Annotated in this window: 21 protein-coding genes; 17 read left to right on the plus strand and 4 right to left on the minus strand. The window is 43.4% G+C overall.

Annotated elements, in window-relative coordinates; all coding sequences use genetic code 11:
• Positions 1–4: 4 nt before the first annotated feature.
• The 12 genes from ftsH (at position 5) to ACYQ5K_RS06575 (ending at position 14,895) form a co-directional block, all read left to right on the plus strand.
• A complete protein-coding gene (ftsH, locus tag ACYQ5K_RS06520; protein WP_173687671.1) occupies positions 5–2,152 on the plus strand; it encodes an ATP-dependent zinc metalloprotease FtsH in 2,148 nt (715 codons plus the stop codon).
• 122 nt (positions 2,153–2,274) lie between these two features.
• The gene (gene uvrC, locus ACYQ5K_RS06525; RefSeq protein ID WP_173687688.1) at positions 2,275–4,170 is read left to right on the plus strand and encodes an excinuclease ABC subunit UvrC; all 1,896 of its coding nucleotides are present in this window, start codon (positions 2,275–2,277) and stop codon (positions 4,168–4,170) included.
• A 14-nt stretch (positions 4,171–4,184) separates the two neighbouring features.
• The gene (gene hprK / locus ACYQ5K_RS06530) at positions 4,185–5,108 is read left to right on the plus strand and encodes an HPr(Ser) kinase/phosphatase (RefSeq protein ID WP_055246743.1); all 924 of its coding nucleotides are present in this window, start codon (positions 4,185–4,187) and stop codon (positions 5,106–5,108) included.
• 14 nt (positions 5,109–5,122) lie between these two features.
• Positions 5,123–6,061: an ROK family glucokinase gene (locus ACYQ5K_RS06535; protein ID WP_173687670.1), complete on the plus strand. Its 939-nt coding sequence runs from the start codon at positions 5,123–5,125 to the stop codon at positions 6,059–6,061.
• A 196-nt stretch (positions 6,062–6,257) separates the two neighbouring features.
• A complete protein-coding gene (locus ACYQ5K_RS06540) occupies positions 6,258–6,920 on the plus strand; it encodes a GntR family transcriptional regulator (RefSeq protein ID WP_173687669.1) in 663 nt (220 codons plus the stop codon).
• A 4-nt stretch (positions 6,921–6,924) separates the two neighbouring features.
• Positions 6,925–7,860 carry an ABC transporter permease gene (locus ACYQ5K_RS06545; RefSeq protein ID WP_243259224.1) on the plus strand — a complete coding sequence of 312 codons (936 nt, stop codon included), beginning with the start codon at positions 6,925–6,927 and terminating at the stop codon, positions 7,858–7,860.
• An 11-nt stretch (positions 7,861–7,871) separates the two neighbouring features.
• On the plus strand, positions 7,872–8,816 hold the full coding sequence (locus tag ACYQ5K_RS06550) for an ABC transporter permease (RefSeq protein ID WP_459777390.1): 945 nt from the start codon (positions 7,872–7,874) through the stop codon (positions 8,814–8,816).
• Positions 8,817–8,832: 16 nt separating this feature from the next.
• Positions 8,833–9,858: an ABC transporter ATP-binding protein gene (locus ACYQ5K_RS06555; RefSeq protein ID WP_178025699.1), complete on the plus strand. Its 1,026-nt coding sequence runs from the start codon at positions 8,833–8,835 to the stop codon at positions 9,856–9,858.
• 2 nt (positions 9,859–9,860) lie between these two features.
• A complete protein-coding gene (locus ACYQ5K_RS06560) occupies positions 9,861–10,850 on the plus strand; it encodes an ABC transporter ATP-binding protein (protein ID WP_173687666.1) in 990 nt (329 codons plus the stop codon).
• A gap of 27 nt (positions 10,851–10,877) precedes the next feature.
• Entirely contained in the window at positions 10,878–12,566 is a 1,689-nt protein-coding gene (locus tag ACYQ5K_RS06565) for a peptide ABC transporter substrate-binding protein (protein WP_178025698.1), read from the plus strand.
• 101 nt (positions 12,567–12,667) lie between these two features.
• The gene (locus ACYQ5K_RS06570; RefSeq protein ID WP_178025697.1) at positions 12,668–13,738 is read left to right on the plus strand and encodes an amidohydrolase family protein; all 1,071 of its coding nucleotides are present in this window, start codon (positions 12,668–12,670) and stop codon (positions 13,736–13,738) included.
• A complete protein-coding gene (locus ACYQ5K_RS06575; protein WP_178025696.1) occupies positions 13,738–14,895 on the plus strand; it encodes an amidohydrolase family protein in 1,158 nt (385 codons plus the stop codon). Before ACYQ5K_RS06570 ends, ACYQ5K_RS06575 begins: the two co-directional genes overlap by 1 nt.
• Positions 14,896–14,984: 89 nt before the next feature.
• Here ACYQ5K_RS06575 and ACYQ5K_RS06580 read toward each other — a convergent pair whose 3' ends face one another.
• Positions 14,985–17,600 (minus strand): transglycosylase domain-containing protein, encoded by a 2,616-nt coding sequence (locus ACYQ5K_RS06580; RefSeq protein ID WP_195231145.1) that lies wholly within the window; start codon positions 17,598–17,600, stop codon positions 14,985–14,987.
• Between the two features lie 216 nt (positions 17,601–17,816).
• Between ACYQ5K_RS06580 and ACYQ5K_RS06585 the strand changes: the two genes are divergently transcribed.
• Positions 17,817–18,473 (plus strand): YigZ family protein, encoded by a 657-nt coding sequence (locus ACYQ5K_RS06585; protein WP_173687661.1) that lies wholly within the window; start codon positions 17,817–17,819, stop codon positions 18,471–18,473.
• 113 nt (positions 18,474–18,586) lie between these two features.
• Here the strand turns inward: ACYQ5K_RS06585 and hpf are convergent, their stop codons facing one another.
• The 3 genes from hpf to typA form a co-directional block, all read right to left on the minus strand.
• Entirely contained in the window at positions 18,587–19,123 is a 537-nt protein-coding gene (hpf, locus tag ACYQ5K_RS06590; RefSeq protein ID WP_022220288.1) for a ribosome hibernation-promoting factor, HPF/YfiA family, read from the minus strand.
• Positions 19,124–19,331: 208 nt separating this feature from the next.
• Positions 19,332–19,943, minus strand: coding sequence for a transporter (locus tag ACYQ5K_RS06595; RefSeq protein ID WP_173687660.1), 612 nt, complete (start codon positions 19,941–19,943; stop codon positions 19,332–19,334).
• 79 nt (positions 19,944–20,022) lie between these two features.
• Positions 20,023–21,849, minus strand: coding sequence for a translational GTPase TypA (gene typA / locus ACYQ5K_RS06600; RefSeq protein WP_173687659.1), 1,827 nt, complete (start codon positions 21,847–21,849; stop codon positions 20,023–20,025).
• 218 nt (positions 21,850–22,067) lie between these two features.
• Between typA and ACYQ5K_RS06605 the strand changes: the two genes are divergently transcribed.
• From ACYQ5K_RS06605 to ACYQ5K_RS06620, 4 genes are all read left to right on the plus strand, one after another.
• Positions 22,068–22,712: a single-stranded DNA-binding protein gene (locus tag ACYQ5K_RS06605; RefSeq protein WP_173687658.1), complete on the plus strand. Its 645-nt coding sequence runs from the start codon at positions 22,068–22,070 to the stop codon at positions 22,710–22,712.
• A gap of 56 nt (positions 22,713–22,768) precedes the next feature.
• The gene (gene dapA / locus ACYQ5K_RS06610; RefSeq protein WP_173687657.1) at positions 22,769–23,659 is read left to right on the plus strand and encodes a 4-hydroxy-tetrahydrodipicolinate synthase; all 891 of its coding nucleotides are present in this window, start codon (positions 22,769–22,771) and stop codon (positions 23,657–23,659) included.
• A 118-nt stretch (positions 23,660–23,777) separates the two neighbouring features.
• Complete coding sequence (dapB, locus tag ACYQ5K_RS06615; RefSeq protein ID WP_173687656.1) at positions 23,778–24,536, plus strand: 4-hydroxy-tetrahydrodipicolinate reductase; 759 nt, start codon at positions 23,778–23,780, stop codon at positions 24,534–24,536.
• A gap of 34 nt (positions 24,537–24,570) precedes the next feature.
• Positions 24,571–26,523 (plus strand): fructose-1,6-bisphosphatase, encoded by a 1,953-nt coding sequence (locus ACYQ5K_RS06620; RefSeq protein ID WP_173687655.1) that lies wholly within the window; start codon positions 24,571–24,573, stop codon positions 26,521–26,523.
• Positions 26,524–26,592: the final 69 nt, after the last annotated feature.

Consider the following 26,592-nt stretch of genomic DNA (forward strand, 5'->3'; position numbering starts at 1 on the left):
AGGTATGGATAACCAGAATAATAGAAATAAGCAAAACCTTCCGGGAAATAATAATCCGAATAATAAAAATAACCGTCAGAGATGGAATATTATATTATTTACCGTTATGCTGATCTCGTTTATCGTATTTGCGCTGTATCAGTTCCGGGAAGACACAGATGCCCAGGAGATTACCTATGACCAGTTCCTGAACATGGTAGATTCCGGGGAAGTTAAGAAAGTTGTGATCGAGGATGACAAGATCGTAATCACAGCGAAGACAGAAGCTGAGATGAAGAACAGCAAGAAGAAAGGCGCTTCTGAGAGCGATGTGGTCGAAGGTTCTGTAGCAGATAACAACGACAGCAGCAGTAAGGACAGCAGCGATGACAGTACAGGTCTGTTCAGTAATGTGACAAGGAAGCAGTATTATACTGGTATTGTGAAGGATGATACCCTTTCGGACAGACTGTATAAAGCAGGTGTTGAGTATGAACAGAAGATACCGGATTCTACATCTTATATGGTGATGAATCTTCTGGTCAACATTGTTCCGCTTGTGATCATGATCGGTCTGGGCGTGATGCTGATGCGCCGTATGACAAAGGGCGGCGGCATGATGGGCGTTGGCAAGAGCAATGCCAAGATGTATGTGGAAAAATCTACCGGAGTCACATTTAAGGATGTAGCCGGTCAGGATGAAGCAAAAGAATCCCTGCAGGAAGTGGTCGATTTCCTGCATAACCCTGGCAAATACACCGGAATCGGAGCGAAGCTTCCGAAGGGAGCACTTCTTGTAGGCCCTCCCGGAACCGGTAAGACACTTCTTGCAAAAGCAGTTGCTGGAGAAGCAAAAGTACCGTTCTTCTCTCTTTCGGGTTCTGCATTTGTTGAGATGTATGTCGGTGTCGGAGCATCCAGAGTACGTGACCTTTTCAAGCAGGCACAGCAGATGGCTCCGTGTATTATCTTTATCGATGAGATCGATGCAATCGGAAAGAGCAGAGATTCCCAGCTCGGTGGAAACGACGAGAGAGAACAGACACTGAACCAGCTCCTTGCAGAGATGGATGGATTTGACAGCAACAAAGGTCTGCTCCTTCTTGCGGCAACGAACCGACCGGAGATCCTGGATCCGGCGCTTCTCCGTCCGGGAAGATTTGACAGACGTATCATCGTAGATAAGCCGGATCTCAAGGGACGTATCGATGTCCTGAAAGTACATGCCAAAGATGTCCGTATGGATGAGACGGTCAATCTGGAAGAGATCGCACTTGCAACTTCCGGAGCGGTTGGTTCTGATCTTGCGAACATGATCAATGAAGCTGCGATCAATGCAGTAAAAAAAGGAAGAAATGTGGTATCCCAGGCAGATCTTTTTGAGGCAGTGGAGGTCGTTCTTGTAGGTAAAGAGAAGAAAGACCGTATCATGAGCCAGAAAGAGCGCCGGATCGTATCTTATCATGAGGTTGGACATGCACTGGTAACTGCCCTCCAGAAAGACGCAGAGCCGGTACAGAAGATCACGATCGTTCCGAGAACCATGGGAGCACTCGGTTACGTTATGCAGACACCGGAGGAAGAGAAGTTCCTGAATACCAAAGCAGAACTGGAAGCCATGCTGGTAACAGCACTTGCAGGACGTGCGGCAGAGGAACTGGTGTTTGATACCGTTACAACCGGGGCATCCAACGATATCGAGCAGGCAACCAAGATTGCAAGAGCGATGGTAACACAGTATGGTATGTCTGAAAAATTCGGACTTATCGGACTGGAATCTATCCAGAACCGTTATCTGGACGGAAGAGCTGTTATGAACTGCGGAGAGGCAACCGCGGCAGAGATCGATCAGGAAGTTATGAAGATGCTGAAGGGAGCATATGCTGAAGCGAAGAGAATGCTTTCCGAGCATCGAGAGACGATGGATCAGATCGCCGGATTCCTGATTGAGAAAGAGACGATCACCGGAAAAGAATTCATGAAGATTTACCGCAGATGTGAAGGAATTCCGGAACCGGAAGAAAAGAAAGAAGAGAATCCTGTAAAAGAGCAGACGATCGAGATGCCGAAGAAAGAGGCAGATACCGAAGCTGCACAGCAGGAAGAGAAAGAAATACAGAAGAAAGTAGAAAGAGATGAAGACGGATTCATCCTTCCACAGAAGCGTGACTAGTCTAGAATAACCGAAGATACAGAGGTTTCAGAACAATAGGTTCTGGAGCCTCTTTTTTCTTCGGTAGATTCTTTTGCAAGAATGACTTGTATTGTCTGCAGGAAGCAAGGTATAATGTGACTATGGAAAATCAGACATTTATTATTGAAGACGAACTTAAAAAACTTCCGGGGAAACCGGGAGTCTATCTGATGCATGGGGAAAAGGACGAGATCATTTACGTTGGAAAGGCGATCAGCCTGAAGAACCGTGTCAGACAGTATTTTCAGCCGAGCAGGAACCGGGGAGCCAAGATTGACCAGATGGTGACGCATATCACCCGGTTTGAGTATATCGTGACGGATTCGGAACTGGAAGCGCTGGTTCTGGAATGCAATCTGATCAAGGAGCACCGGCCAAAGTACAATACGATGCTGATGGATGATAAGAGTTATCCATTTATCAAAGTGACAACCGGTGAAGCATATCCAAGGATTATGATGGCAAGGCAGATGAAGAAGGACAAGTCAAAGTATTTTGGCCCTTATACCAGTGTGACGGCGGTAAAAGATACGATCGAACTGATCCGGAAGCTTTACCATCTGCGTAGCTGTAACCGCATTCTTCCGCGCGATATCGGGAAAGAAAGATGCTGTCTCTATCATCATATCAAGCAGTGTGATGCACCGTGTCAGGGGTATATTTCGCAGGAAAAATACAGAGAGTCGGTTGATGAAGTACTCAAATTCCTGGGAGGAAATTATGATAAAATCTTAAAGGATCTGGAGGAAAAGATGCAGGAGGCATCGGATGATCTGGAATTTGAGAAAGCAATTGAATACCGGGAGCTTCTGCACAGCGTGAAGCAGATTGCACAGAAGCAGAAGATTACCGATACAGGGGGCGAGGACCGGGATATTGTGGCTCTTGCAAGAGAGCGTGAGGATGCGGTGGTACAGGTATTCTTTATCCGTAATGGCCGTCTGATCGGCAGAGATCATTTTTATCTGCGGATTGCCCAGGGAGATGAAAATGCAGAGATCCTCTCCAGCTTTATCAAGCAGTTTTATGCCGGAACGCCATATATTCCGGGCGAACTGATGCTTCCGGTGGAACCGGAAGAACGGGAGATCCTGGAAGCATGGCTTGGAGAAAAACGCGGGCATAAGGTTCATTTCCGTATCCCGAAAAAAGGGGAAAAAGAAAAGCTTGTTGAGCTTGCGGCGAAAAATGCAAAGATGGTACTGGAAAAAGATAAGGAGCGTATCAAGCGTGAAGAAGGAAGAACGATCGGTGCAGTAAAAGAAATAGAAAAGTTGCTTGGTCTTAATAACCTGGTGCGTATGGAGGCGTATGATATTTCCAATACCAATGGATTTGCCTCGGTAGGGTCGATGATCGTTTATGAGAGGGGAAAACCGAAACGAAACGATTATCGTAAGTTTCACATCAAGGGTGTGCAGGGTGCGGATGATTATGCAAGTATGCGTGAGGTCCTCACCAGAAGATTCCGGCATGGTCTGGAGGAACAGAAAAGCGGAAAAGAGCTGGGAAGTTTTAATGTTTTTCCGGATCTGATCATGATGGATGGTGGAAAAGGACAGGTTAATATAGCACTGGAAGTACTGGATGAACTTCATTTATCCATTCCGGTATGCGGTATGGTCAAAGATGACCACCATCGGACGAGAGGACTCTACTATCAGAATATTGAGATTCCGATCGACCGCAATTCCGAAGGGTTCCGGCTGATCACAAGAGTGCAGGATGAGGCGCACAGGTTTGCTATTGAATTTCACCGGAAACTGCGTAGCCAGGGACAAGTGCATTCGATCCTGGATGATATTCCGGGAATCGGACCTGCGAGAAGGAAAGCACTGATGCGGACATTTGCCAGCCTGGATGAGATTAAGAATGCAGAGGTGGAAGATTTGAAAAAAATTCCATCAATGGATGAAAAATCGGCCAAAAGCGTGTATAATTTTTTCAGAGGAAGCGAAACGGAAGATACAGAAGCTACTCTGATGGAAGAACAATAAAAGGAGACAGGAATATGGGAGTTACATTAACAAAAATCGTAGAGAAGATGGAACTTAGAAATCTTACTCCGGATGTCGATATGACACAGCGGGAAGTAAAAATTCCGGATATTAACCGTCCGGCACTTCAGCTCGCCGGATTTTTTGATCATTTTGATTGCGAACGAATTCAGCTTATCGGATATGTAGAGTACACTTATCTGCAGACACTGGAATATGAGCATAAGATGAAAATATATGATACACTGCTTAATTATGGGATTCCATGCTTTATTTTCTGCAGAAATCTGCAGCCGGATCCGGAATTTCTGGAGAAAGCAGTGAAAAACAATATTCCGGTATTTATTACGGATAAACAGACTTCTTCCTTTTCAGCAGAACTGATCCGCTGGATGAAAGTGGAACTGGCACCGTGTATTTCAATTCACGGGGTATTGGTGGACTGTTATGGAGTCGGTGTTCTGATCATGGGAGACAGCGGTATCGGTAAAAGTGAGGCGGCACTGGAGCTGATCAAGCGAGGTCATCGTCTGGTAACAGATGACGTGGTGGAGATCCGGAAGGTCAGTGATGATACACTTGTTGGTACAGCACCGGATATTACCCGCCATTTCATCGAACTTCGCGGAATTGGTATCATTGACGTAAAGACGCTGTTTGGTGTGCAGAGCGTAAGAGAGACACAAAATATTGATCTTGTCATTACACTTGAGGACTGGAATAAGGATCGTGAGTACGACAGGCTTGGACTTACTGAGGAGTATACAGAATTTCTTGGTAATAAGGTTGTATGTCACAGTATTCCAATCCGTCCGGGACGTAATGTTGCCATTATCGTAGAATCAGCGGCAGTCAACCACAGACAGAAACAAATGGGCTATAACGCAGCTCAGGAGCTGTACCGCCGGGTACAGGAAAATCTAAAAAAGAAAATGTAAGGAGCAGGAGACAGATGAAATATTGTTTTGGTATCGATATAGGCGGAACGACAGTAAAGATGGGACTTTTTCAGGAAGACGGAGAGCTTCTTGACAAATGGGAGATCAAGACACGTACTGAGAACCAGGGAGAAGCAATCCTGCCGGATATTGCACAGGCAGTGAAAGCAAAGATGGCAGAAAAGGACCTGGTGAAAGAACAGATCATCGGACTTGGAATGGGGCTTCCGGCACCGGTAAACGAGGATGGAATTGTTCAGAACACAGCAAATCTCGGATGGGGATACAAAGAAGTGACACGTGAACTGGAAGAGCTTCTTGACGGAATGAAAGTAATTCCGGGGAATGATGCAAATGTAGCTGCACTTGGTGAGATGTGGAAAGGTGGTGGAAAAGGTCACAAGAATGTCATTATGGTTACCCTTGGAACGGGTGTTGGCGGTGGAATCATCGTGGATGGAAAGTGCCTTGTAGGGGCACACGGAGCTGGCGGAGAGATCGGTCATCTGTGTGTAAACTATCAGGAGACAGAAACCTGTGGATGTGGAAAGAAAGGCTGTCTGGAACAGTATGCTTCTGCAACAGGAATCACAAGACTTGCCAATATGCGTCTTGCAAAAGATGAGAAACCAAGTACCCTCAGAAATGTGGCAGAGATGTCTGCGAAAGAAGTGTTTGATGCAGTGAAAGCCGGAGATGAAGTTGCAATCGAAATCGCAACAGAATTTGGAAATTATCTGGGACATGCGCTGGCGAACCTTGCAGCTGCCTGTGATCCGGCGGTTATCGTAATCGGCGGAGGTGTATCAAAAGCCGGAGAGGTTCTGCTGGATTACATCAAAGGACCATTTAAAGAAATGGCATTCTTTGCAGATAAAGATACAGAATTTGCACTTGCGGAGCTTGCAAATGATGCAGGAATCTGCGGAGCAGCAAAACTGGTACTGGAATAAGTAAAAGATATTATAAAAAAACAAAAATCTTGTGAGAAATATTTAACATTCTTGCAAGATTTTTGTTTTTTGCAGAAGAAAATGAAGAATGACAAATGTTTACATTTGACATTCTGCACAAAATGATGTAGACTTATCGTAGTAACATTATTAAATAAGTCTATGAACTCTAAATAATTGTGAAAAGGAAGACAAAATGATAATACGTAAAACATTAAGAGAGCAAGTAGTTGAAATTTTAAGACATAAGATTTTATCAGGAGAGATCAAACCGGGAGAACGAATTATAGAGGCAAAAGTAGCAGAAGAGCTGAAAGTCAGCAGAGGCCCTTTAAGAGAAGCTCTCAGGCAGATCGAAGAAGAAGGGCTGGTTGTATATGAAGCGCAGAAAGGCTGCGTAGTAAAGACGATGACTTATGAAGAGATGCAGGAAACATACCTGATCCAGTCTACGCTTGAGAAACTGGCAGTGCAGATGTGCGGGGGAGAGATCAGCAAAGAACAGGATGAAGAGATGCAGAAGCTTGTCCTTTCCATGGAGAAAGCGGCCAATCAGAAAAATCTGTATGATGTTATAAAATTCGATGAACAGTTCCATGAATGTATTGTGAAGACCGCACACAGTGAAAAACTTCATAGAATCTGGAAAATACTGGAAGGAGGGAATACGGCGGCATATTATACGATGGATACGAAAACCCTGGTACCATTTGATGTGGTTCACATCAATCATCAGAGAATTTTGGATCTGTTTCATAATGGGACAGTCGAAGATATCTGTAAAGAGATAGAATTCCACTACATGGTTGTCCCGCATGTTTTATATGAAAATCAAAAGAAAAAAGGGGAAAGGAACTGAAGGTATGGTTAAATTTATTGGGAAAAGGCTGGCATATGCTGTTTTGACACTGTTCTTGATTACCACAGCAACATTTTTTCTGGTAGCAGGTGCTCCGGGAGATCCGATCGCTGCAAAAGTCGGACAGATGCCGGAACAGGCACAGGAAATCATCCGTGAGAAATACGGACTGGACCAGCCGGTAGTAAAGCGGTATACAACGTATATGAAGAATCTTCTGACGACCGGAGATTTTGGGGAGTCAATCATTTATACCGGACAGTCAGCAAATGATATTATAAAAAATAATACGTTGGTATCAGCGAAGATTGGGTTATTGGGATTGCTGTTCCAGGTGACGATTGGTATCAGTCTTGGAATGGTTGCAGCACTGAACCGGGGAAAACCGGTGGATCATGTCATAAGGGTACTCGTTGTATTGGCAATTTGTGTTCCAAGTTTTGTATTTGCATCGGTATTGCAGTATTTTCTTGCATTCAAATGGAAATTGGTGCCGGTATTTGGCTGGGGAGAATTAAAACACTATATTCTTCCTGTTGCCGCCTATGCAATCGGAGGAATTGCATCTTATACAAAATATATGAGGAGCAGTACACTGTCTGTAATTGGGGAAGATTATATTATCACAGCGAAAGCAAAGGGATGTACGAAAAAAAGAGTGGTACGGAAACATGTTTTGAGAAATGCAATGCTTCCTATCATTACTATGATCGGACCTTCTCTGGCAGGAATTTTTGCAGGATCATTCATCCTTGAACGTATGTTTGCGATTCCGGGACTTGGATTCTATTATGTAAAAGCAGTTTCGGATAATGATTATACGATGGTAATCGGTCTTACAATTTTCTTTGCTATTTTGTTCGTCGGCTCGCTGATTGTCGTAGACATTCTGTACGGAATCGTCGATCCGAGAATCCGAGTTGCAAAAGGTAAGAAATAGGAGGGCTTCTGATGAGTACAAAAGAGGTAGTAATGACAGAAGAATGGAATGAATCAGATGATTTTAAACGTGTCGGGACGGAAGGATTATCTGGTGAAGATATCGGAGAGAAATCCCTGACCTATTGGGCGGATGTCTGGAGAAGATTCAGGGAAAATAAACTTGCGATATTTGGTCTTATATTATTAGCTGTGATCGTAGTGATCCTGTTTATCGGACCAGTGATCACAGGACAGAATTATCAGCTGATTGATGCGTCAATTAAGAACCAGGGACCAAGCAGTGCACACTGGTTCGGTACTGATGATATGGGAAGAGATCTTTTTACCCGTGTCTGTGTCGGTGGACGTATTTCAATCTATATCGGTTTATGTTGTACATTGGTAATGTTTGTGATCGGAGCACTTCTTGGTGCACTGGCAGGATTAAAAGGCGGACTTGTAGATGATATTATCATGCGTATCTGCGAATTTATCGGAAACCTGCCGTATCTGATCATTGTAGTAATTTTATCCATGGTACTTGGAAGAAGTATGTTCTCTCTTGTTTTTGCGATGAGCCTTACCGCGTGGGTAGGAACCGCGCGTATGGTACGAGGACAGATCCTTCAGATCAAGGAACAGGATTATGTGCAGGCAGCAACAGCACTTGGTGCGTCAACGGGACGTATTATTATCAAACATCTTCTTCCGAATACACTTGGAATTATTATGGTTGATATTACGATGTCAGTTCCAGGATTTATTTTCAGTGAGGCTTTCTTAAGTTATATCGGACTTGGAGTAAGACCACCGGAAACCAGCTGGGGAGCACTTGCATCAGCAGGACAGCAGCAGCTTATGTTTTACCCGCATGAATTGTTCTTCCCATGTCTGATGATCGTACTTACAATGCTGACCTTCCATCTGATCGGTGATGGACTTTCAGATGCATTGGATCCGAAGCTGAGAAAATAAAAGGGGGAACTACAAGATGAAAGAAAAAATACTGGAAGTGAAAAACCTGGAGGTATCTTTCAAGACCTATGCCGGAATCTCACATGCAGTAAGAGGGATCGATTTTAATCTTCATAAAGGAGAAACTCTTGCAATTGTAGGAGAGTCTGGTTGTGGTAAGACGGTATCTTCAAAAGCAATCATGCGATTGCTTCCAGAATCGAACACATTAATAAATGAAAATTCTGAAGTATTGTTCCACGGAGAAGATCTTCTGAAAAAATCAGAAAATGAAATGGTTTCCATTCGAGGAAGTAAGATTTCAATGATCTTCCAGGATCCAATGACTTCACTGAATCCGACCATGAAGATCGGAGATCAGATTGCGGAAAGTATTCTGATCCATAGACAGATATCAAAAGAAGAAGCTTATAAAGAAGCTTTGGAAATGTTGCAGCTGGTTAAGATACCAAATGCAGAAAAACGAATGAAACAGTATCCATTTGAGTTTTCTGGTGGTATGAGACAGAGAGCGATGATCGCAATTGCGCTTGCATGTAAACCGGAAATCCTGATCGCAGACGAGCCGACCACTGCTCTGGACGTAACGATCCAGGCACAGATCATGGAACTGATCGGAGAACTGCAAAAAGAACTGGATATGGCGATGATCCTTGTAACACATGACTTAGGTGTTGTAGCGAGCGTTGCTGATAAGATTCAGGTTATGTATGCAGGAAAAATTGTAGAACGTGGTGATGTACGAGAAATTTTCTATCGGTCTACACATCCTTACACGAGAGCTCTTCTGGATTCCGTTCCGAAGATCCATTCTACAAATAAAGAAACCTTATATTCCTTAAAAGGAACGCCGCCGGATCTTATTAATCCGCCGGTTGGATGTTCTTTCGCTCCACGTTGCGAGTATGGAATGAATATCTGCAGAAAGAAATATCCGGAGCTTACAAAATTCAGTGATACACAGGAATGTAACTGCTGGCTTCACGATCCAAGAGCGGATGTGAGCAATCTCCCTGAGAATATGATAAGGAGGAGACAGTAACCATGGACAAGAAAGAAGTACTGATCGAAGTAAAAGACTTGAAGAAGTATTTTCAGGTTGGAAGAAACCAGACACTGAAGGCAGTGGATGGAGTAAACTTTAAGATCTATAAAGGTGAGACTCTTGGAATCGTAGGTGAATCCGGCTGCGGTAAAACAACCTGTGGAAAGACCGTTATGGGGCTTTATCAGGCAACAGGCGGTGAAGTTCTTTTTGACGGAGTTGATATTAATAAACTGAATAAAAAAGAAAAGAAAGAGTTTACAAAGCGAGCTCAGATTATTTTCCAGGATCCGTATTCTTCACTGAATCCGAGAATGACAGTCGGGGACATTATCGGGGAAGGAATTGATATCCATAAGCTTTACACCGGAAAAGAACGTCAGGAAAAGATTTATGAATTACTGGAACTGGTCGGACTTAACCGAGAACATGCGCTTCGTTTTCCTCATGAATTCTCAGGCGGACAAAGACAGCGTATCGGAATCGCAAGAGCACTTGCTATCGAACCGGAATTCATCGTCTGTGATGAGCCGATTTCAGCTCTTGACGTTTCCATTCAGGCACAGGTTGTCAACCTGCTGATCGAACTTCAGCAGAAGAAAAACCTGACCTATCTCTTTATCGCACATGATCTGTCTATGGTAAAACATATTTCGGACCGTGTCGGTGTAATGTATCTGGGAAATATGGTTGAATTTGCAGAGAGTGATGAATTATATCAGAATCCACTTCATCCATATACAAAGGCGCTGATGGCAGCGATTCCGATTCCGGATCCGGACACAGAAGAACAGAAGAAGAGAATTCGACTCGAGGGAGAGATCCCAAGTCCGGTTAATCCAAAACCTGGATGTAGATTTGTGACGAGATGCAGATATGCAACAGAAAAATGTCATCAGGAAACACCGAAGCTTGAAGAACTCGTACCGGAACACTTCGTAGCTTGTCACAGAGCAAAAGAGTTGATGGAAGATCACCCGCAAGAGTAATCTTGCTGGATATAAAGGAGGAAGACTATGAAAAAAAGAAAAACATTAGCAATGGGGCTCGCAGTAGCAATGGCTGTCAGTTGTCTTGCAGGATGTGGCGGAGATGACAAAAAAGCAAGTTCTGACGGAAAAACAGAACAGGTTCTGAACATCTCCAACAACAGTGTGGTTGTCGGACTGAATCCGCTGATCAACACAACTGGTCCTGATAACGCAGCATTTAATATGGTGTTAGACCCACTTGTTAAAAGAGTAACTCGGGATGGAAATACTTATGAGATCATTCCTGCTGCAGCAGAAAGCTGGGATATAAGTGAAGACGGACTTACTTATACCTTCCACATGAACAAAGATGCAAAGTGGAGTGATGGAACGAAAGTAACAGCAAATGACTTTGAATTTACTTTCCAGAAGATGGCAACTCCATCTGTTGCAGCAACAAACGCATGGTTATTTGACGGTATTATCGAAAACTTCTCAGAAGCTCTTTACGATCAGGGAAAGAAACCGGAAGAAATCGGTGTACACGCCATTGATGAAGATACATTGGAAATCAAAATTATCCACCCGGCATCTTACTTCCTGGAACTGGTTTCTTCATCAGCTTATCCGGTAAACAAAGCAATGTATGAAGAACTTGGAAGTGATTATGCAACATCTGAAACAAAGACTGTATTTAACGGACCATTCAAGATTGAAAGCTGGAGCCAGAATACAGAGATGGTAGTGGTAAGAAATGATCAGTACTGGGGAGCCGACGATGTGAAACTTGACAAGATCAATTACAAGATCATTCAGGAATCAGCTACTGCAGTTCAGTCTTATATCAACGGTGAACTGGATGTGATCGGTACAACGGATGCAAACTGGGGAAAGACTATCGAAGAACAGGGAGAATCTGAATCTTATCAGGTTCCGGATAGTGCACCGGAATTCTTCATGCTGAATGCAGCAAACGAATATCTGTGCAATGAAAAGATCAGACAGGCTTTATCAGTAGCTTATGACCGTCAGGAAATGATCGATACTCTTCGTAATGGAAAAGGCGTTCCGATTTATTCTATGATGCCAGATACTGTCCAGGTTGGAGAAAAAACTTACACAGAATTAGTTGGCGGAAAGAACCATTTCGTTCAGGAACTTCAGGATGAAATCAAAGATCCGAAAGCTTTACTTATTGAAGGGTTAAAAGAACTTGGTAAAGATCCAGACCCGTCAAAAGTGACAATCCGCTATGCAAGCCGTGGTACAGACGAATTATCTAAAAAGATTGCTGAATGGATGAAGCAGCAGTGGGAAAGCGTTCTTGGAATCAATATCGAAATCGATATGATGGAATGGAACATCATGTGGGATAAGATTGACTCCGGTGATTACGATATCGCAACAGGCGGCTGGGGACCATACTACAATGAACCAAGTGCTCTTCTTCAGTTATTCGATCCGGATAATGGATACTTCAACGCAGAAAAGACAGGATGGTCTGGAGAAGATCCTAAGAAATATCAGGAACTTCTGAATGAAGCAAAATATGAAGTTGATGACCAGAAGAAAGCAGAGCTTTATCTGCAGGCAGAAGAATTGGTTGTTAAGTCAGGACTGATCGAACCTACTTATCTTGAAGAGGCACCTACATTTGTTAAGAAATATGTGAAGAACTACTTCGTATCTACAGTTGGTCAGGTTGATTTCTCTCAGGTTTATATTGAAAAATAGTATATTGACTTACAGAGTAAACTAAATTGAAATGTCATAGAGGTTGCAAAACCTCTATGGCACTTTAGGTTAAAAAAATAAAAGTAAATGGAGAAATGATTATGTATGTAATTAAAAATGGAACCATTCATACCGGAACTGGTGAAGTGCTTGAAAACTATGATATCTTAATCGAGGGGGAAAAGATTAAGAAAATCGAAAAGAATATCTGCGAAACAGATGCAGAAATTATCGATGCAACAGGAAAACAGGTTTTTCCTGGTTTCATCGATCCACATTCTTCTATCGGAGCTACGGGGATTCCGACTCGTTACAGAGATAATGCAGAAACTACAAATGTAATTAATCCGGATCTGAGCGTGAAGTATGCCATCGATCCAGATGAAGTGAATGCACAGGAATTCTATAAATCAGGAATTACATCTGTTGGATTTTCACCGGATCACAGCAATGTGATCGGAGGACAGATTACAGTGTGTAAGACAGCTCCGGATCATATGGCAAACCGTATTGTAAAAGAGCACGCAGCAATGAAGGGAAGCGTATGCTCAACCGTTAAGGATGTATATGGTGCAAGTAACCAGATGCCGAAAACAAGAATGGGAATTTTCCATTTGCTCAAAGAAGCAATCAGAAAAGATGACCTTTTGAAGAAATATCAGATGCCATTTGTCATCGCTGCAGAAACTGCAGGTGAGATTCAGTGTCTTATGGAGCTTCTGAAAGATGAAGATATCCAGCTTACAATCGTAGACGGATTTGAATTCGGCGATGCGATCGAAGAACTGAAAGAAAAGAAAGTTGGAATTATCTTTGGTAATTTCAGCAACCTGTCACAGATTTCAAAACATGAAATCGACCTTTCCAGATTAAAAGAACTGGTAGAAAACGGAAACCGCATCGCATTTACAAACACATGCAAAGGTGCTTCAGAAGGCAGAGAAGTATTCATCTGGAGTGCGATCGAAGTATATCGTGCAGGAATCGATGCCGAGGATGTAGTAAAAATGATGACGATCCAGCCAGCCGAGATGCTTGGTGTTGCAGATCAGATCGGAAGTATCGAAGTTGGAAAAGACGCGGACATCACAATTTACAGTGATCATCCTGTAAAATCTTATGCAGCACACGTACAGTTTTGTATGATAAATGGAAAGGTGGTATTATCGTAATGCAGACATTAATCAAAAATGGTATTTTATATACAATGACAGAGGATAAGGGCATCTTTCAGGGTGATATTCTCGTCGAAGGAGCAAAGATCAAAGAAGTAGCAGAACATATCAGTGAAGACTGCTTAGAGGATGGAGATAATCTCATTGAGGCAGAAGGATATTATGTTCTTCCGGGACTTATCGATGCACATTCTCACATTGGATTATTTGATTTCAATGTGGATCCGTGTGTAGACGATGCCAATGAGATGACAAATCCGGTTACTCTTTCTGTTGATGCACGTTTTGGAACCAATCCAAAAGCAAGAGAATTTAAAGTAGCTTATGAGCACGGAATCACAACCATGCTTCTGACACCTGGAAGCGGAAATGTATTCTGCGGACTTCCGTTTGCACTTAAGACTTATGGAAACAATGTGTTTGATATGACGATCAAATCACCATGTGCGGTGAAGATCGCACTTGGAGGAAATCCGAAAAATACATATGGTGATATGAAACGGCTCCCGATGACGAGAATGGGAATTGCCAAAGTGCTGGATGATACCTTTGCGAAGGCAAAGAAGTATGCAGAGGATAAAGAACAGGGGAAAGAAGTGGAATATGATCCGGATATGGAAGCACTTGGAATGGCTTTGAGAGGTGAAATCCCATGTAAGATCCACTGTACACAATATGATATGCTCACTGCAATTGAGATAGCGAAGAAGTATCATGTGCACTTTTCACTGGAGCATGCGTGGGGAGCAACCGATTATCTGGATGAAATCGCGGAAAGCGGATGCGATGTATGTTACGGACCAATTGCAACTTATCGCAGTCCGGGAGAGCGCAGGAAACTGGATGTGGAAGCTGTAAAAATGCTTGATGACAGAGGGGTGAATGTGGCGATGATCACTGATTCACCGATTCTGAGTGAAGAATCCCTGTATCATCATGTGGGAGAAGCAGTGCGTGAAGGACTTGCACAGGAGAGAGCAGTAAGAACGGTTACGATCAATGCTGCAAAAGTGCTGGGCGTAGAAGACCGTCTGGGAAGCCTGGAAGAAGGAAAAGATGCAGATATTATTGTAATGAAAGGAAAACTCGGACTTGATACCGATGCAATGGTATACTATACGATGATTGAAGGTAAGATCGTATATCAGAAATAGATGACCAGAGCGATAGAGATAAAAAAAGAGAGATCAGTGAATTTCAACATTCACTGATCTCTTTTTGCTCTAATTAGATGATGGGATTCTTACTGTCCATTGCCAGAATCTGTGCCGCCGGTATTTCCGGAATCAGTGCCACCACCGGTATTACCGGAATCGCCACCGGTATTGCCGGAATCAGTGCCACCACCGTTATTACCGGAATCGCCACCGGTATTGCCGGAATCACCGCCGGTACCACCGGTAGTATCCCCATTAGTGCCGGTAGAGTTACCGGAGGAGTTTCCACCTGTTGTACTATTAGAATCGGATTTGTCATTCGAATTTTTTGTACTGTTGGTGGTAGTTGATTTGCTTGCATGTCCGGAACATGTCTCAGTCGGGAGAGTATCCGGATCAAACCATTCGGTCTGTGACGGACAGCTGGAACCGGCAAGTTTACCGGAAATTGTACATACACTCTTCTGAACGAGAGAACTTGGCATCTCGAAGTCTTTGTAGGTAAGGCCCAAAGCTTCATCGATCCGGTTCATGATCTTAGCCCAGATCTTGAAATGATAGTTCCAGCTTCCTTCAGACATTTCCTGGTTACCATCGTAACCCATCCAGATACCACAGGTATAATACGGTGTAAATCCTTCGAACCAGAAGTCACGGTTGTCGGAGGTTGTACCGGATTTACCGGATGCAGGCATATTATTGAGCTGTGCATCGGTTGCAGTACCCTTTGTGACAACGTCCTGCATGGCATTGGTAAGAAGTGCCGCAGTTGTATCTTTGATCACAGTGTGGCTTTCCGGGTTGGAGTTGTCGATCAGGACATTACCATCATGATCCAATACTTTTGTATAGAGGGATGGTTTGTTATATACACCGCCGTTTGCAATGGATGCATAGGCTGCTGTCAGTTCATAGTTGTAAACACCATGGGAAATACCACCAAGAGCAAGAGACTCTACAGCATCGTCTTCGCTAAGTGTGGAAAGACCAAATTTCTCGCAGTATTCAAAACCAAGATTGATACCGATCTTATTCAATGTCTTTACTGCAATGATGTTCATGGACTGTTCGATCGCCTGACGGTATGTTACGGTACCTTTATAGTAATCGCCCCACCAGTTATGAACCTGATGATGTTCCAGGTCGTGCTGATAGTAGTATTCTTCATCAACTTCGGTAGTAGCAAGTGTAAGACCTGCACTGTCCAGCGCCGGAGCGTATACGGCAAGAATCTTGAATGTAGAACCTGCGTTACGGGTAGAACCCTTGTATGCACGATTAAGTCCACGGTTGGTTGTCTTTTGTCCACGACCACCGACAAGAGCTTTGATCTGCCCCGTTTTCTGATCGATGATGGTCAGTGAAGTCTGCGGCTGTGGAGAGAGGTTGACGTACTCATCATAAGTCTCGCCATCCTGGAGAAGACTGTTACGGAATGCGTCAATTCTTTCCTGTGCAGCTTCCTGTGATCCGAAGAGAAGTCCTTCGTCATCACCGTACTGGTCTGCCCCGAATTGTTTCAGGTGTCCGGCACTGTAGTTATCTACCGAGCCATCAGTATGATAGACTGTGAGGGCATAATCAACACCCCAGTCAATATTGGCCGGATAATTGTTGTCATCATTCAACTCTTCATCACAGATGTTCTGCATCGTAAGATTCTGGGTTGAATAAATGGTGAGACCACCGCTGTACAATGCGTTCTCTGCCTGTGTCTGGGAATATCCAAGTCCGTCTTCAGAGGTGAGATCTTCGATCAGCTGCTCAGACAGGGCATCAACAAAATAAGAGTTGACGGTGCTGGTCTCTTCGATCCGTGTATTTACGTTCTGGATTCTGGAATATACATCATCTGCCAGCGCCTCATCATGGGCAGCCTGGTCGATCCAGCCCTGATCGAGCATATTATCCAGAACTTTTTTACGGCGGGTTGCGTTGTCCTCAGGATTGGTGATCGGATTGTATCTTCCCGGATTCTGTGTGATCGCAGCGATGGTCGCAGATTCGGAAAGGTTAAGTTCATTGACATCCTTATTAAAATATCTCTGTGCGGCTGACTGTACTCCCAGACAGTCCTGACCAAGGTTGATCGTGTTCAGGTAGCTTTCAAGGATTGAATCTTTATCGAGCTGCTTTTCAACCTGAATTGCGAGATACTGTTCCTGGATCTTACGTTCCAGCTTTTCTTCAAAAGTGCTTTCATTTACAAAGTCTGGGAAGACATTGTTCTTGATCAGCTGCTGGGTAATGGTACTGGCTCCTTCAGAAAAGTTGCCGCCATGAGTGATACCAACAACAAAAGCACGGATAATACCCTGAATATCAACACCGTTATGTTTGTAAAAACGGGAGTCTTCGATTGCGACGAATGCATGCTGCAGATCCTTCGGGATCTGATCGATCGTCTTATATACACGGTTGGCACCTGCACCGGTAAATTCGGCTATTGTTGTCGTGCCGTCATCTGCAAGTGCGGTGGACGTATAACCCTGTGGTTTGATGCTGTCAGCTGTAATCTCAGGTGCATTATCAATCACATGCTTGATGATAAAGCCACCTCCGATCGCTGCGAGGATACAGCAGACAAAGATACATAATAGAAAACCTTTAAAAAGGCGAACGCCCAGTTTCTTTTTGCGCATATTCTTTTTCGATGTTATGCGTTTTTGCTTTTTAGAAGCTTTTCGCTTTCCATAATTCATGAATGCTTCCTCCTTCATATTGCAATATTATATCAAACTTGATAATCTAAATAAAGGAAAACTTGAAAACTTCAATGTTCCATTTTACAAAATTAAGAAAAACTTCGGAAATATAGGGAAATTGTAACATTTTTGTAATTTTCTTGCATCTGAAGAAATAGATTTGTATACTGGAAATAGTGAAAATATAAGGAAAATGAAGGGAAAAACGCAGACATGCAGGAAGAATACAAAACAGTATACCGGGGAGGCGAAGGGGAGATTGTTGAAAAGAAATCCCGTTTTATCGCAACGGTAAGACCGGTACACTCGGAAGAAGAAGTACTGGCATTTATAGAAGAAGTTAAGAAAAAATACTGGGATGCAAGACATAACTGTTTTGCTTATGTGATCGGTGTGACGAATCCAACTCTGAGATGCAGTGATGACGGGGAGCCTGCAGGTACAGCAGGAAAACCGATGCTGGATGTACTTACAGGGGAAGGTCTTCACGATACGGCGGTTGTTGTGACCAGGTATTTTGGCGGGACGCTTCTGGGAACAGGTGGTCTGGTGCGGGCTTATCAGGGAGCAGTAAAGGAAGGCCTTCAGGCAAGTACTGTGATCACAAAGCGTCTGGGTTACCGGTATGAGATTGGAACGGATTATACCGGACTTGGGAAGATCCAGTATATCCTCGGACAGCGACAGATCAGTGTGCAGGATACACAGTATACGGATAAGGTGCTGATGAAGGTGATTCTGCCTTATGATCAGGAGCAAAGTGTGGTTTCCGAGATTACAGAAGGGACAAATGGACAGGCTGTGATCGAAAAAGGAGACAGCTGTTATTTTGCGGAGGATGGAAAAGAAATCCTGGTTTTTGAGGAATAGAACAGGAAAAAGAACCCCCATACAGAACGGAGGATCCGTTCTGTATGGGGGTGTAATGTCTTAGTATACAGGAGAAACTGCAGATAGCAGGTTCTCTGTATGAGATTATTGTTTTACTGGAATTCCGGTTCGATCAGACCGTAGGTTCCATTCTTTCTCTTATATACGACATTGACTTCGTCTGTCTCAGCATTGCTGAATACATAGAAGTTATGTCCGAGAAGTTCCATCTGGATGCAGGCATCCTCCGGGAACATTGGTTTGATGCCGAAACGTTTGGTACGGACAATTTCAATCTCGTCTGACTCTGCTGCCGAAGTATCGGATTCAATAAATTCCTGCCGGAAATCATGTCCACCCTGCTGTTTTGCAATCAGTTTGGTTTTATACTTTCTGAGCTGACGCTCGATAATTTCTTCTACGAGATCAATGGATACATACATATCGCTGCTTTCCTGCTCGGAACGGATAATGTTTCCTTTTACAGGAATCGTAACTTCGATTTTCTGACGTTCTTTTTCTACACTGAGTGTAACGATAATGTCAGTTTCAGGAGTAAAATACTTTTCCAGTTTTCCTAATTTCTGTTCTACAGCCTGTCTGAGACCAGGTGTGATGTCAATGTTTCTTCCGCTAATGATAAAATTCATACAGCTCAACTCCTTTTTTCTCATATTTCTCATAGTATGTACGGAGATAAGTGCATCTATAAGAGCTTGACCGGCAGGATGTATAGATAGTTTTTATATCCTTCCGGCTATAGCTACATTATACTCTATCATAGGGGGGAGATGCAATGGTAAATGCAAAAAAATTATTAAAATTCTGTAAAGAAAACTGAATTATCAGAAAATTCTGTTAATGTATGGAGCGGATTACTTCGATACGACTGATCTTGCCGTTATGCATTTTGGCGACGCGCAGACCAAAATTATCGAAGAATGTACTTGCACCAACACCAATTTCAGTTTTTTCCTGTTCAAATCTTTTCGTGATCACGTCATATAAGGTCTGTTCATCTTCATATGGAATATGGACGTGCAGGATGCTGTTTACAATCTGAGCTTTGGTAGTAGCACGGAAAATGATCTTCTCAGATTCATCAAATTCAATAAAAAGGAACTTTCTGGTTGCAAATAAAAGTGCGATGGAAACCACACCGATCAGGCTGGATACCGGATTATTATGTGCCATGATCACCTGTCTGGCGATGGCAAATAACAGCACCTCAAACACAGTGGAAGGCTTGTGCTGATAAAGCATACGGATCAGTTCGACACCAATGATCAGATTGAAACAGGTTTCTACCAGGTCTTCGTAATTTGGATAAATATCCAGATCCGGAACATTTGGCATGGACAGGACCAGCTGGATCAGCAGGATGATGATTCCGGCAGCCAGAACGAATGAAATGATAAATTCCAGAAGTACGGTCAGCTTATGGAGTGCTGCGCTTAAGTATTTTTTCATAAAAAAATCCCCCTTGTTCGTTGTATACAAAGATTGTAACGGATACAAGGGGGAGGTGTAAAGAAAAATCTATAGTTTTTTACTGGAAATTGCTTCTCTTACGGAGTTTCGGATCCAGAATCTTTTTACGGATACGCAGGCTCTTCGGTGTGACTTCCAGAAGTTCATCGGTATCGATGAAATCAAGGGCTTCTTCCAGACTGAGGATTCTCGGCGGAGTAAGCTTTAAGGCTTCGTCAGCACTTGAAGAACGGGTATTGGTAAGGTGTTTGGTCTTACATACATTCAGTTCGATATCATCTGTCTTCGCATTCTGACCGATTACCATACCGGAGTAAACTTTTTCGCCAGGTCCGATGAAGAGTGTCCCACGATCCTGTGCGTTGAACAGACCGTAAGCTACAGCTTCGCCTGTCTCGAAGGCGATCAGGGATCCCTGGCTTCTGTACTGGATATCTCCTTTATACGGAGCGTAGCAGTCAAAGGCTGTGTTCATGATACCGTTACCTTTTGTATCGGTCAGGAATTCTCCACGATATCCGATCAGACCTCTTGACGGGATGGAGAATTCAAGACGGGTGTATCCGCCATTAGACATTCCCATGTTGCGGAGTTCGCCTTTTCTCTGGCTTAATTTATCGATAACTGTACCTGTAAATTCATCCGGTACATCAATGTATACGGTTTCCATTGGCTCGAGCTTCTTGCCGTTTTCGTCTTTTTTGTAAAGAACTTCGGCTTTGCTGACTGCGAATTCATAACCTTCACGGCGCATGTTTTCAACGAGGACGGAAAGATGAAGCTCTCCACGTCCGGATACTTTGAAGCTGTCTGTGTTGTCTGTCTCTTCAACACGAAGGCTGACGTCTGTATTCAGTTCACGGAACAGACGGTCACGGAGATGACGGGAAGTGACGAATTTACCTTCCTGTCCTGCAAACGGACTGTCGTTGACAACGAACTGCATTGCGATCGTAGGCTCGGAAATCTTCTGGAACTCGATCGGAACCGGATTGTCCGGCGAGCAGATCGTATCACCGATGGAAATATCTGCAATACCTGAGATCGCAACGATAGAACCGATGCCTGCTTCTTTTACTTCTACTTTATTCAGACCGTCAAATTCATATAATTTGCTGATCTTTACTTTTTTCTGTTTGTCCGGATCATGATGGTTTACAACAACTACATCCTGGTTGACAGAAATAGTTCCGTTATCGACTTTTCCGACGCCGATACGGCCAACGTATTCATTGTAATCGATGGTGCTGATCAGCATCTGTGTACCTGCATCAGGATCTCCTTCCGGAGCCGGGATATAATCCAGGATGGTCTCAAACAGAGGAACCATGTCTTTCGGTTCATCGTCGATGTTGTAAGTTGCATATCCGTCTCTTGCAGAAGCAAAAAGGAACGGGCAGTCAAGCTGTTCATCAGATGCGCCCAGATCGATGAGAAGCTCAAGGACTTCATCGATAACTTCATCCGGACGTGCTTCCGGACGGTCGATCTTGTTGATACATACGATAACCGGGAGCTTCAGTGCAAGTGCTTTTTTCAGAACGAATTTGGTCTGTGGCATGGCACCTTCAAAAGCGTCAACCAGAAGGACCACTCCGTTGACCATCTTAAGGACACGTTCTACTTCTCCACCGAAATCGGCATGTCCAGGAGTGTCAATGATATTGATCTTTGTATTTTTATAAACAACTGCGGTATTTTTGGAAAGAATGGTAATTCCACGTTCACGTTCGATATCGTTGGAATCCATTACTCGTTCGGCTACTTCCTGATTTTCACGGAAAACACCGCTCTGTTTTAAAAGTTCATCTACTAATGTTGTTTTACCATGGTCAACATGGGCGATGATAGCGATATTTCTAATGTCTTCACGTTTTGTCTTCATATTCTCAAAACCCTTCTTATTACCTATTTAAAGTTACAACCCGTATAGTTTATCACATTTTGAAAAATTTACAAGTAGTAAGAAAAAAATTTGACTTTCTGCAAAAAAAGAGTTTACTTTTTGTTCTAAAAACTGGAAAAGCTTCATAGATTAGATAGTGATCAAGAGTAAAAACGCGGTAAAATACGCCTGCGAAGAGGAAGGAGATTTACATTATTATGTCAGATAAGATTATTGAAAATAACCAGGTAACGATCATGGGAAAGGTAGCAACTGAATTTTCATTCAGCCATGAGGTCTTCGGAGAAGGCTTTTATATGGTAGAGGTAGAAGTGAAAAGACTGAGCAATTCAGAAGACCGTATTCCGCTGATGATCTCAGAGAGACTGATCGACGTGACACAGGATTATACCGGAGAGTATATTATGGTGCATGGACAGTTCCGCTCTTACAACCGGCATGAAGAGCAGAAAAACCGTCTGGTATTATCCGTATTTGTACGGGAGATTTCCTTTATGGAAGAAGAACCTGACGGGACCAAGACCAACAGTATCTGGCTGGATGGCTATATCTGCAAGGAACCGATCTACCGGAAGACACCGCTTGGAAGGGAGATCGCAGATCTTTTGCTTGCGGTTAACCGCCCATATGGAAAATCTGATTATATTCCATGTATCTGCTGGGGGAGAAATGCAAGATATGCCTCCGGCTTTGAAGTGGGAGAGCATGTACAGATTCTGGGAAGGATCCAGAGCAGGGAATATGTAAAACGGATTTCAGATACCGAGACAGAAAAGAGGGTTGCCTATGAAGTTTCGGTCAGTAAACTGGAAAAGACTCTGATTGACAGTGCCTGCATTTAATGCTAAACTTATTTTAATCGTTTAGTATCATAAAGCAACATGTCAGGAGGAATATTATGGCTATATTTACAGGATCAGGAGTGGCACTTGTAACGCCGTTTCATGAGGACGAGAGTATAAATTATGACAAACTGGATGAAATGCTGGACTACCATTGTACACATGGGACCGACAGTATTATCATCTGCGGAACAACAGGTGAATCTTCTACTTTATCAGAAGAAGAGCACATGGAATGCATCAAATTTGCGATCGAGCGTGTCAAGGGAAGAATCCCGGTGATCGCAGGTACCGGTTCCAACAGTACCTACACAACGATCCAGATGTCAAAAGAGGCAGTAGAAGACGGTGCAGACGGACTTCTGCTTGTAACACCATATTATAACAAATGTACACAGGACGGACTGATCGCACATTATACCGCTGTTGCAAAAGAAGCAAAAGCACCAATCATCCTTTACAGTGTGGCGAGCCGTACCGGTGTGAATATTGCTCCGGAGACAGTTGCGACTTTACATAAAAATATAGAGAATATTGTTGCGGTAAAAGAAGCATCAGGCAATATTTCCCAGATTTCAAAGATCATGCAGCTGACAGATGGCAAGATCGATCTGTATTCAGGCAATGATGACCAGATCGTACCGCTCCTTTCTGTTGGAGGAAAGGGTGTCATTTCGGTTCTTGCGAATGTGGCTCCGCAGTATACACATGACATCTGTGCAAAGTTCTTTGAAGGAGATGTCAAGGGAAGCTGTAAGATGCAGCTGGATGCGATTCCGCTGATCGAGAAGTTATTCTGTGAAGTGAATCCGATTCCGGTTAAAAAGGCTTTAAATCTGATGGGATGGCAGGCAGGTCCGCTGCGTATGCCTCTGACAGAGATGACAGAAGCACATACAGCACAGCTTGCAAAAGAACTGGAAGCATTTGGAATCAAACTGGCATAATAAAGGGTCAGATTATAGAGAAAAGGGACTGACTGGAGTATCCATCAGTTCCTTTTGTGCTATACAGGAATTTGTGAAAAGATACACAAGAACATAGAGATAACAAGGAGGACTACAAATGGTTAAGGCAATTATGCATGGATGTAACGGAAAAATGGGACAGGTGATCTCAGGACTTATAAAGGAGGATGATGTGATCGAGATCGTGGCAGGTATTGATAAATTTACCGGAATCGAGAATCCATATCCGGTATTTGCAAGCCTTGCAGAGTGTGATGTGCAGGCAGATGTTGTTATTGATTTCTCAAACGCAGCAGCAGTTGATGAGCTTCTGGATGTATGTGTGGAGAAAACGCTTCCGGTTGTTCTGTGCACAACAGGACTTTCAGAGGAACAGCTTGCAAAGGTGAAAGAAGCAGGAGAAAAAGTGGCAGTTCTCCGCTCTGCAAATATGTCGCTGGGAGTCAATCTTCTGATGAAGCTTTTAAAGGATGCAGCAAAGGTTCTTGCTCCGGCAGGCTTTGATATTGAAATTGTTGAAAAACATCATAATCAGAAAGTTGATGCTCCAAGTGGAACAGCGATCGCACTTGCGGATTCGATTAATGAAGCGATGGCTGACCAGTATGTATACAATTATGACCGCAGCCATGAACGAAAAAAACGTGAGAAAAACGAAATCGGGATCGTTGCAGTACGTGGAGGCACAATCGTTGGACAGCATGACGTCATCTTTGCGGGGGCAGATGAAGTGATCGAATTCCACCACACTGCATATTCAAAAGCAATTTTTGGAAAAGGTGCAGTAGAAGCTGCCAAATTCCTGGCCGGAAAACCGGCAGGAATGTACGATATGAGTGATGTGATCGGACTGTAAGCAGAAAAAGCTTTTGTACAAGAGGGAGGAAGTTATGAAAGCATTAGAGGAGAAATATCTGGAAGGGCTGTCGGAATTATTTCCATCAATCGCAGCTGCGTCCACAGAAATTATTAACTTGCAGGCAATCGTGAATCTTCCAAAAGGAACGGAACATTTTCTGACGGATATTCACGGGGAATATGAAGCGTTTGCACATGTGCTGAAGAACGGATCGGGTTCGGTAAAGCGCAAGGTCGATGATGTATTTGCAAACACAATGAGCAGCAGGGACAAGCAGACACTGGCAACTTTGATCTACTATCCGCGGGAGAAGATGGAGCGGATCCGGGAAGAAGAACCGAATATGGATGACTGGTACAAGATCATGCTGTACCGTCTGATCGAGGTAGCAAAACGCTCGGCGAGCAAATATACCAGATCGAAGGTCAGAAAAGCGCTCCCGAAGGATTTTGCATATGTGATCGAGGAACTGATCACAGAAAAGTCAGGAATGACAGATAAGGAATCATATTATAATTCGATCATCAGTACAATTATCCAGATCGGACGAGCGGAGGAATTTATTGTAGCTTTATGTGAACTGATCCAGCGTCTGGTTGTGGATCACCTGCATATTGTCGGTGATATTTACGACAGAGGTCCGGGACCACATCTGATCATGGACAAGCTGATGGAGTACCATTCGGTGGACATCCAGTGGGGGAATCATGATATCCTGTGGATGGGAGCGGCAGCAGGGCAGAAATGCTGTATTGCGAATGTGATCCGTATCTGTGCCCGCTATGGGAATCTGGATATTCTGGAGGATGGATATGGGATCAATCTGCTTCCACTTGCAACTTTCGCATGGAAACAGTATGCAAAAGATCCGTGTGAGTGCTTTTTATTAAAAGGGCAGGACAACTGCAAACCACAGGAGCTGGAACTGAATATGAAAATGCACAAGGCAATTTCTGTTATTCAGTTCAAAGTAGAAGGACTGGCAGCAGAGCTTTATCCGGAATTTGGTTTCCAGAGAAGAAACTTTCTGGATAAGATCAACTACGAGGAAGGGACCATAACGATAGAAGGAAAAATCTATCAGCTTCTGGATGATTATTTTCCGACCATAGATCCGAAGAATCCATATCAGCTTTCTGCTGAGGAAGAAGAGATCATGAACCGCCTGGTGAAAGCGTTCCAGAGCTGTGAAAAACTGCAGCGGCATATGCGTTTCCTTTTGAACAAAGGAAGTCTTTACAAGATTTACAATTCCAATCTGCTGTATCACGGCTGTGTTCCGCTGAATGATGACGGATCACTCAGAAAGGTAAAGATATACGGTAAAAGCTATCAGGGAAGGGCACTTTATGATGTGATGGAGTCCTATGTGAGAAAAGGATTTTTTGCGGTAGATCCGGATGAAAAGAAAAAAGGGCGTGACCTGATGTGGTATATCTGGCAGGGTGCGAATTCTCCTCTTTTTGGCAAAGATAAAATGGCGACCTTTGAGCGTTATTTCCTTGCAGAAAAGGAGCTGTGGAAAGAGAAAAAGAATGCGTATTATCTACTTCTTGAAGATGAAAATGTGATGAACGGAATCCTGGATGAATTTGGTCTGGACAGAGAGATTTCCCATATCATCAACGGACATGTTCCGGTGAAAACGAAAAATGGAGAGAATCCGGTCAAATGTGGCGGAAAAGTGCTTGTTATTGATGGTGGATTTTCAAAAGCGTACCAGAAAGAAACCGGAATTGCAGGATACACACTGATCTATAATTCCTATGGACTGATCCTTGCGGCACATGACCCGTTTGAGTCGACGGAGGCAGCTATTGAAAAAGAAAGAGATATCCATTCGGACAGTGTGATCGTAAAGCGGACGCTCGAACGCAAGACGGTAGGAGATACTGATGTTGGAAAAGCACTGAAGGAACGGATCCGGGATCTGGAGGCATTGCTGGATGCTTACAGAAGTGGTCAGATCATCGAAAAAATTTAAAAATAAGTATAAAAATCCTTTTTCTGCGGATAGTAATAGTACAAGTATTTTACAGAAAAAGGAGAATTA

Source organism: Allocoprococcus similis (assembly GCF_054660775.1).

What these genes read in the sequence shown, in the direction of transcription:
- ACYQ5K_RS06570 (WP_178025697.1), top strand. Translation starts at nt 12,668, where the DNA reads ATGTATGTAATTAAAAATGGAACCATTCATACCGGAACTGGTGAAGTG.
- ACYQ5K_RS06550 (WP_459777390.1), top strand. Translation starts at nt 7,872, where the DNA reads ATGAGTACAAAAGAGGTAGTAATGACAGAAGAATGGAATGAATCAGAT.
- typA (WP_173687659.1), bottom strand. Translation starts at nt 21,849, where the DNA reads ATGAAGACAAAACGTGAAGACATTAGAAATATCGCTATCATCGCCCAT.
- ftsH (WP_173687671.1), top strand. Translation starts at nt 5, where the DNA reads ATGGATAACCAGAATAATAGAAATAAGCAAAACCTTCCGGGAAATAAT.
- ACYQ5K_RS06535 (WP_173687670.1), top strand. Translation starts at nt 5,123, where the DNA reads ATGAAATATTGTTTTGGTATCGATATAGGCGGAACGACAGTAAAGATG.
- ACYQ5K_RS06575 (WP_178025696.1), top strand. Translation starts at nt 13,738, where the DNA reads ATGCAGACATTAATCAAAAATGGTATTTTATATACAATGACAGAGGAT.
- hpf (WP_022220288.1), bottom strand. Translation starts at nt 19,123, where the DNA reads ATGAATTTTATCATTAGCGGAAGAAACATTGACATCACACCTGGTCTC.
- ACYQ5K_RS06555 (WP_178025699.1), top strand. Translation starts at nt 8,833, where the DNA reads ATGAAAGAAAAAATACTGGAAGTGAAAAACCTGGAGGTATCTTTCAAG.
- uvrC (WP_173687688.1), top strand. Translation starts at nt 2,275, where the DNA reads ATGGAAAATCAGACATTTATTATTGAAGACGAACTTAAAAAACTTCCG.
- ACYQ5K_RS06560 (WP_173687666.1), top strand. Translation starts at nt 9,861, where the DNA reads ATGGACAAGAAAGAAGTACTGATCGAAGTAAAAGACTTGAAGAAGTAT.
- ACYQ5K_RS06585 (WP_173687661.1), top strand. Translation starts at nt 17,817, where the DNA reads ATGCAGGAAGAATACAAAACAGTATACCGGGGAGGCGAAGGGGAGATT.
- hprK (WP_055246743.1), top strand. Translation starts at nt 4,185, where the DNA reads ATGGGAGTTACATTAACAAAAATCGTAGAGAAGATGGAACTTAGAAAT.
- ACYQ5K_RS06540 (WP_173687669.1), top strand. Translation starts at nt 6,258, where the DNA reads ATGATAATACGTAAAACATTAAGAGAGCAAGTAGTTGAAATTTTAAGA.
- ACYQ5K_RS06620 (WP_173687655.1), top strand. Translation starts at nt 24,571, where the DNA reads ATGAAAGCATTAGAGGAGAAATATCTGGAAGGGCTGTCGGAATTATTT.
- ACYQ5K_RS06565 (WP_178025698.1), top strand. Translation starts at nt 10,878, where the DNA reads ATGAAAAAAAGAAAAACATTAGCAATGGGGCTCGCAGTAGCAATGGCT.
- dapA (WP_173687657.1), top strand. Translation starts at nt 22,769, where the DNA reads ATGGCTATATTTACAGGATCAGGAGTGGCACTTGTAACGCCGTTTCAT.
- ACYQ5K_RS06605 (WP_173687658.1), top strand. Translation starts at nt 22,068, where the DNA reads ATGTCAGATAAGATTATTGAAAATAACCAGGTAACGATCATGGGAAAG.
- ACYQ5K_RS06595 (WP_173687660.1), bottom strand. Translation starts at nt 19,943, where the DNA reads ATGAAAAAATACTTAAGCGCAGCACTCCATAAGCTGACCGTACTTCTG.
- dapB (WP_173687656.1), top strand. Translation starts at nt 23,778, where the DNA reads ATGGTTAAGGCAATTATGCATGGATGTAACGGAAAAATGGGACAGGTG.
- ACYQ5K_RS06580 (WP_195231145.1), bottom strand. Translation starts at nt 17,600, where the DNA reads ATGAATTATGGAAAGCGAAAAGCTTCTAAAAAGCAAAAACGCATAACA.
- ACYQ5K_RS06545 (WP_243259224.1), top strand. Translation starts at nt 6,925, where the DNA reads ATGGTTAAATTTATTGGGAAAAGGCTGGCATATGCTGTTTTGACACTG.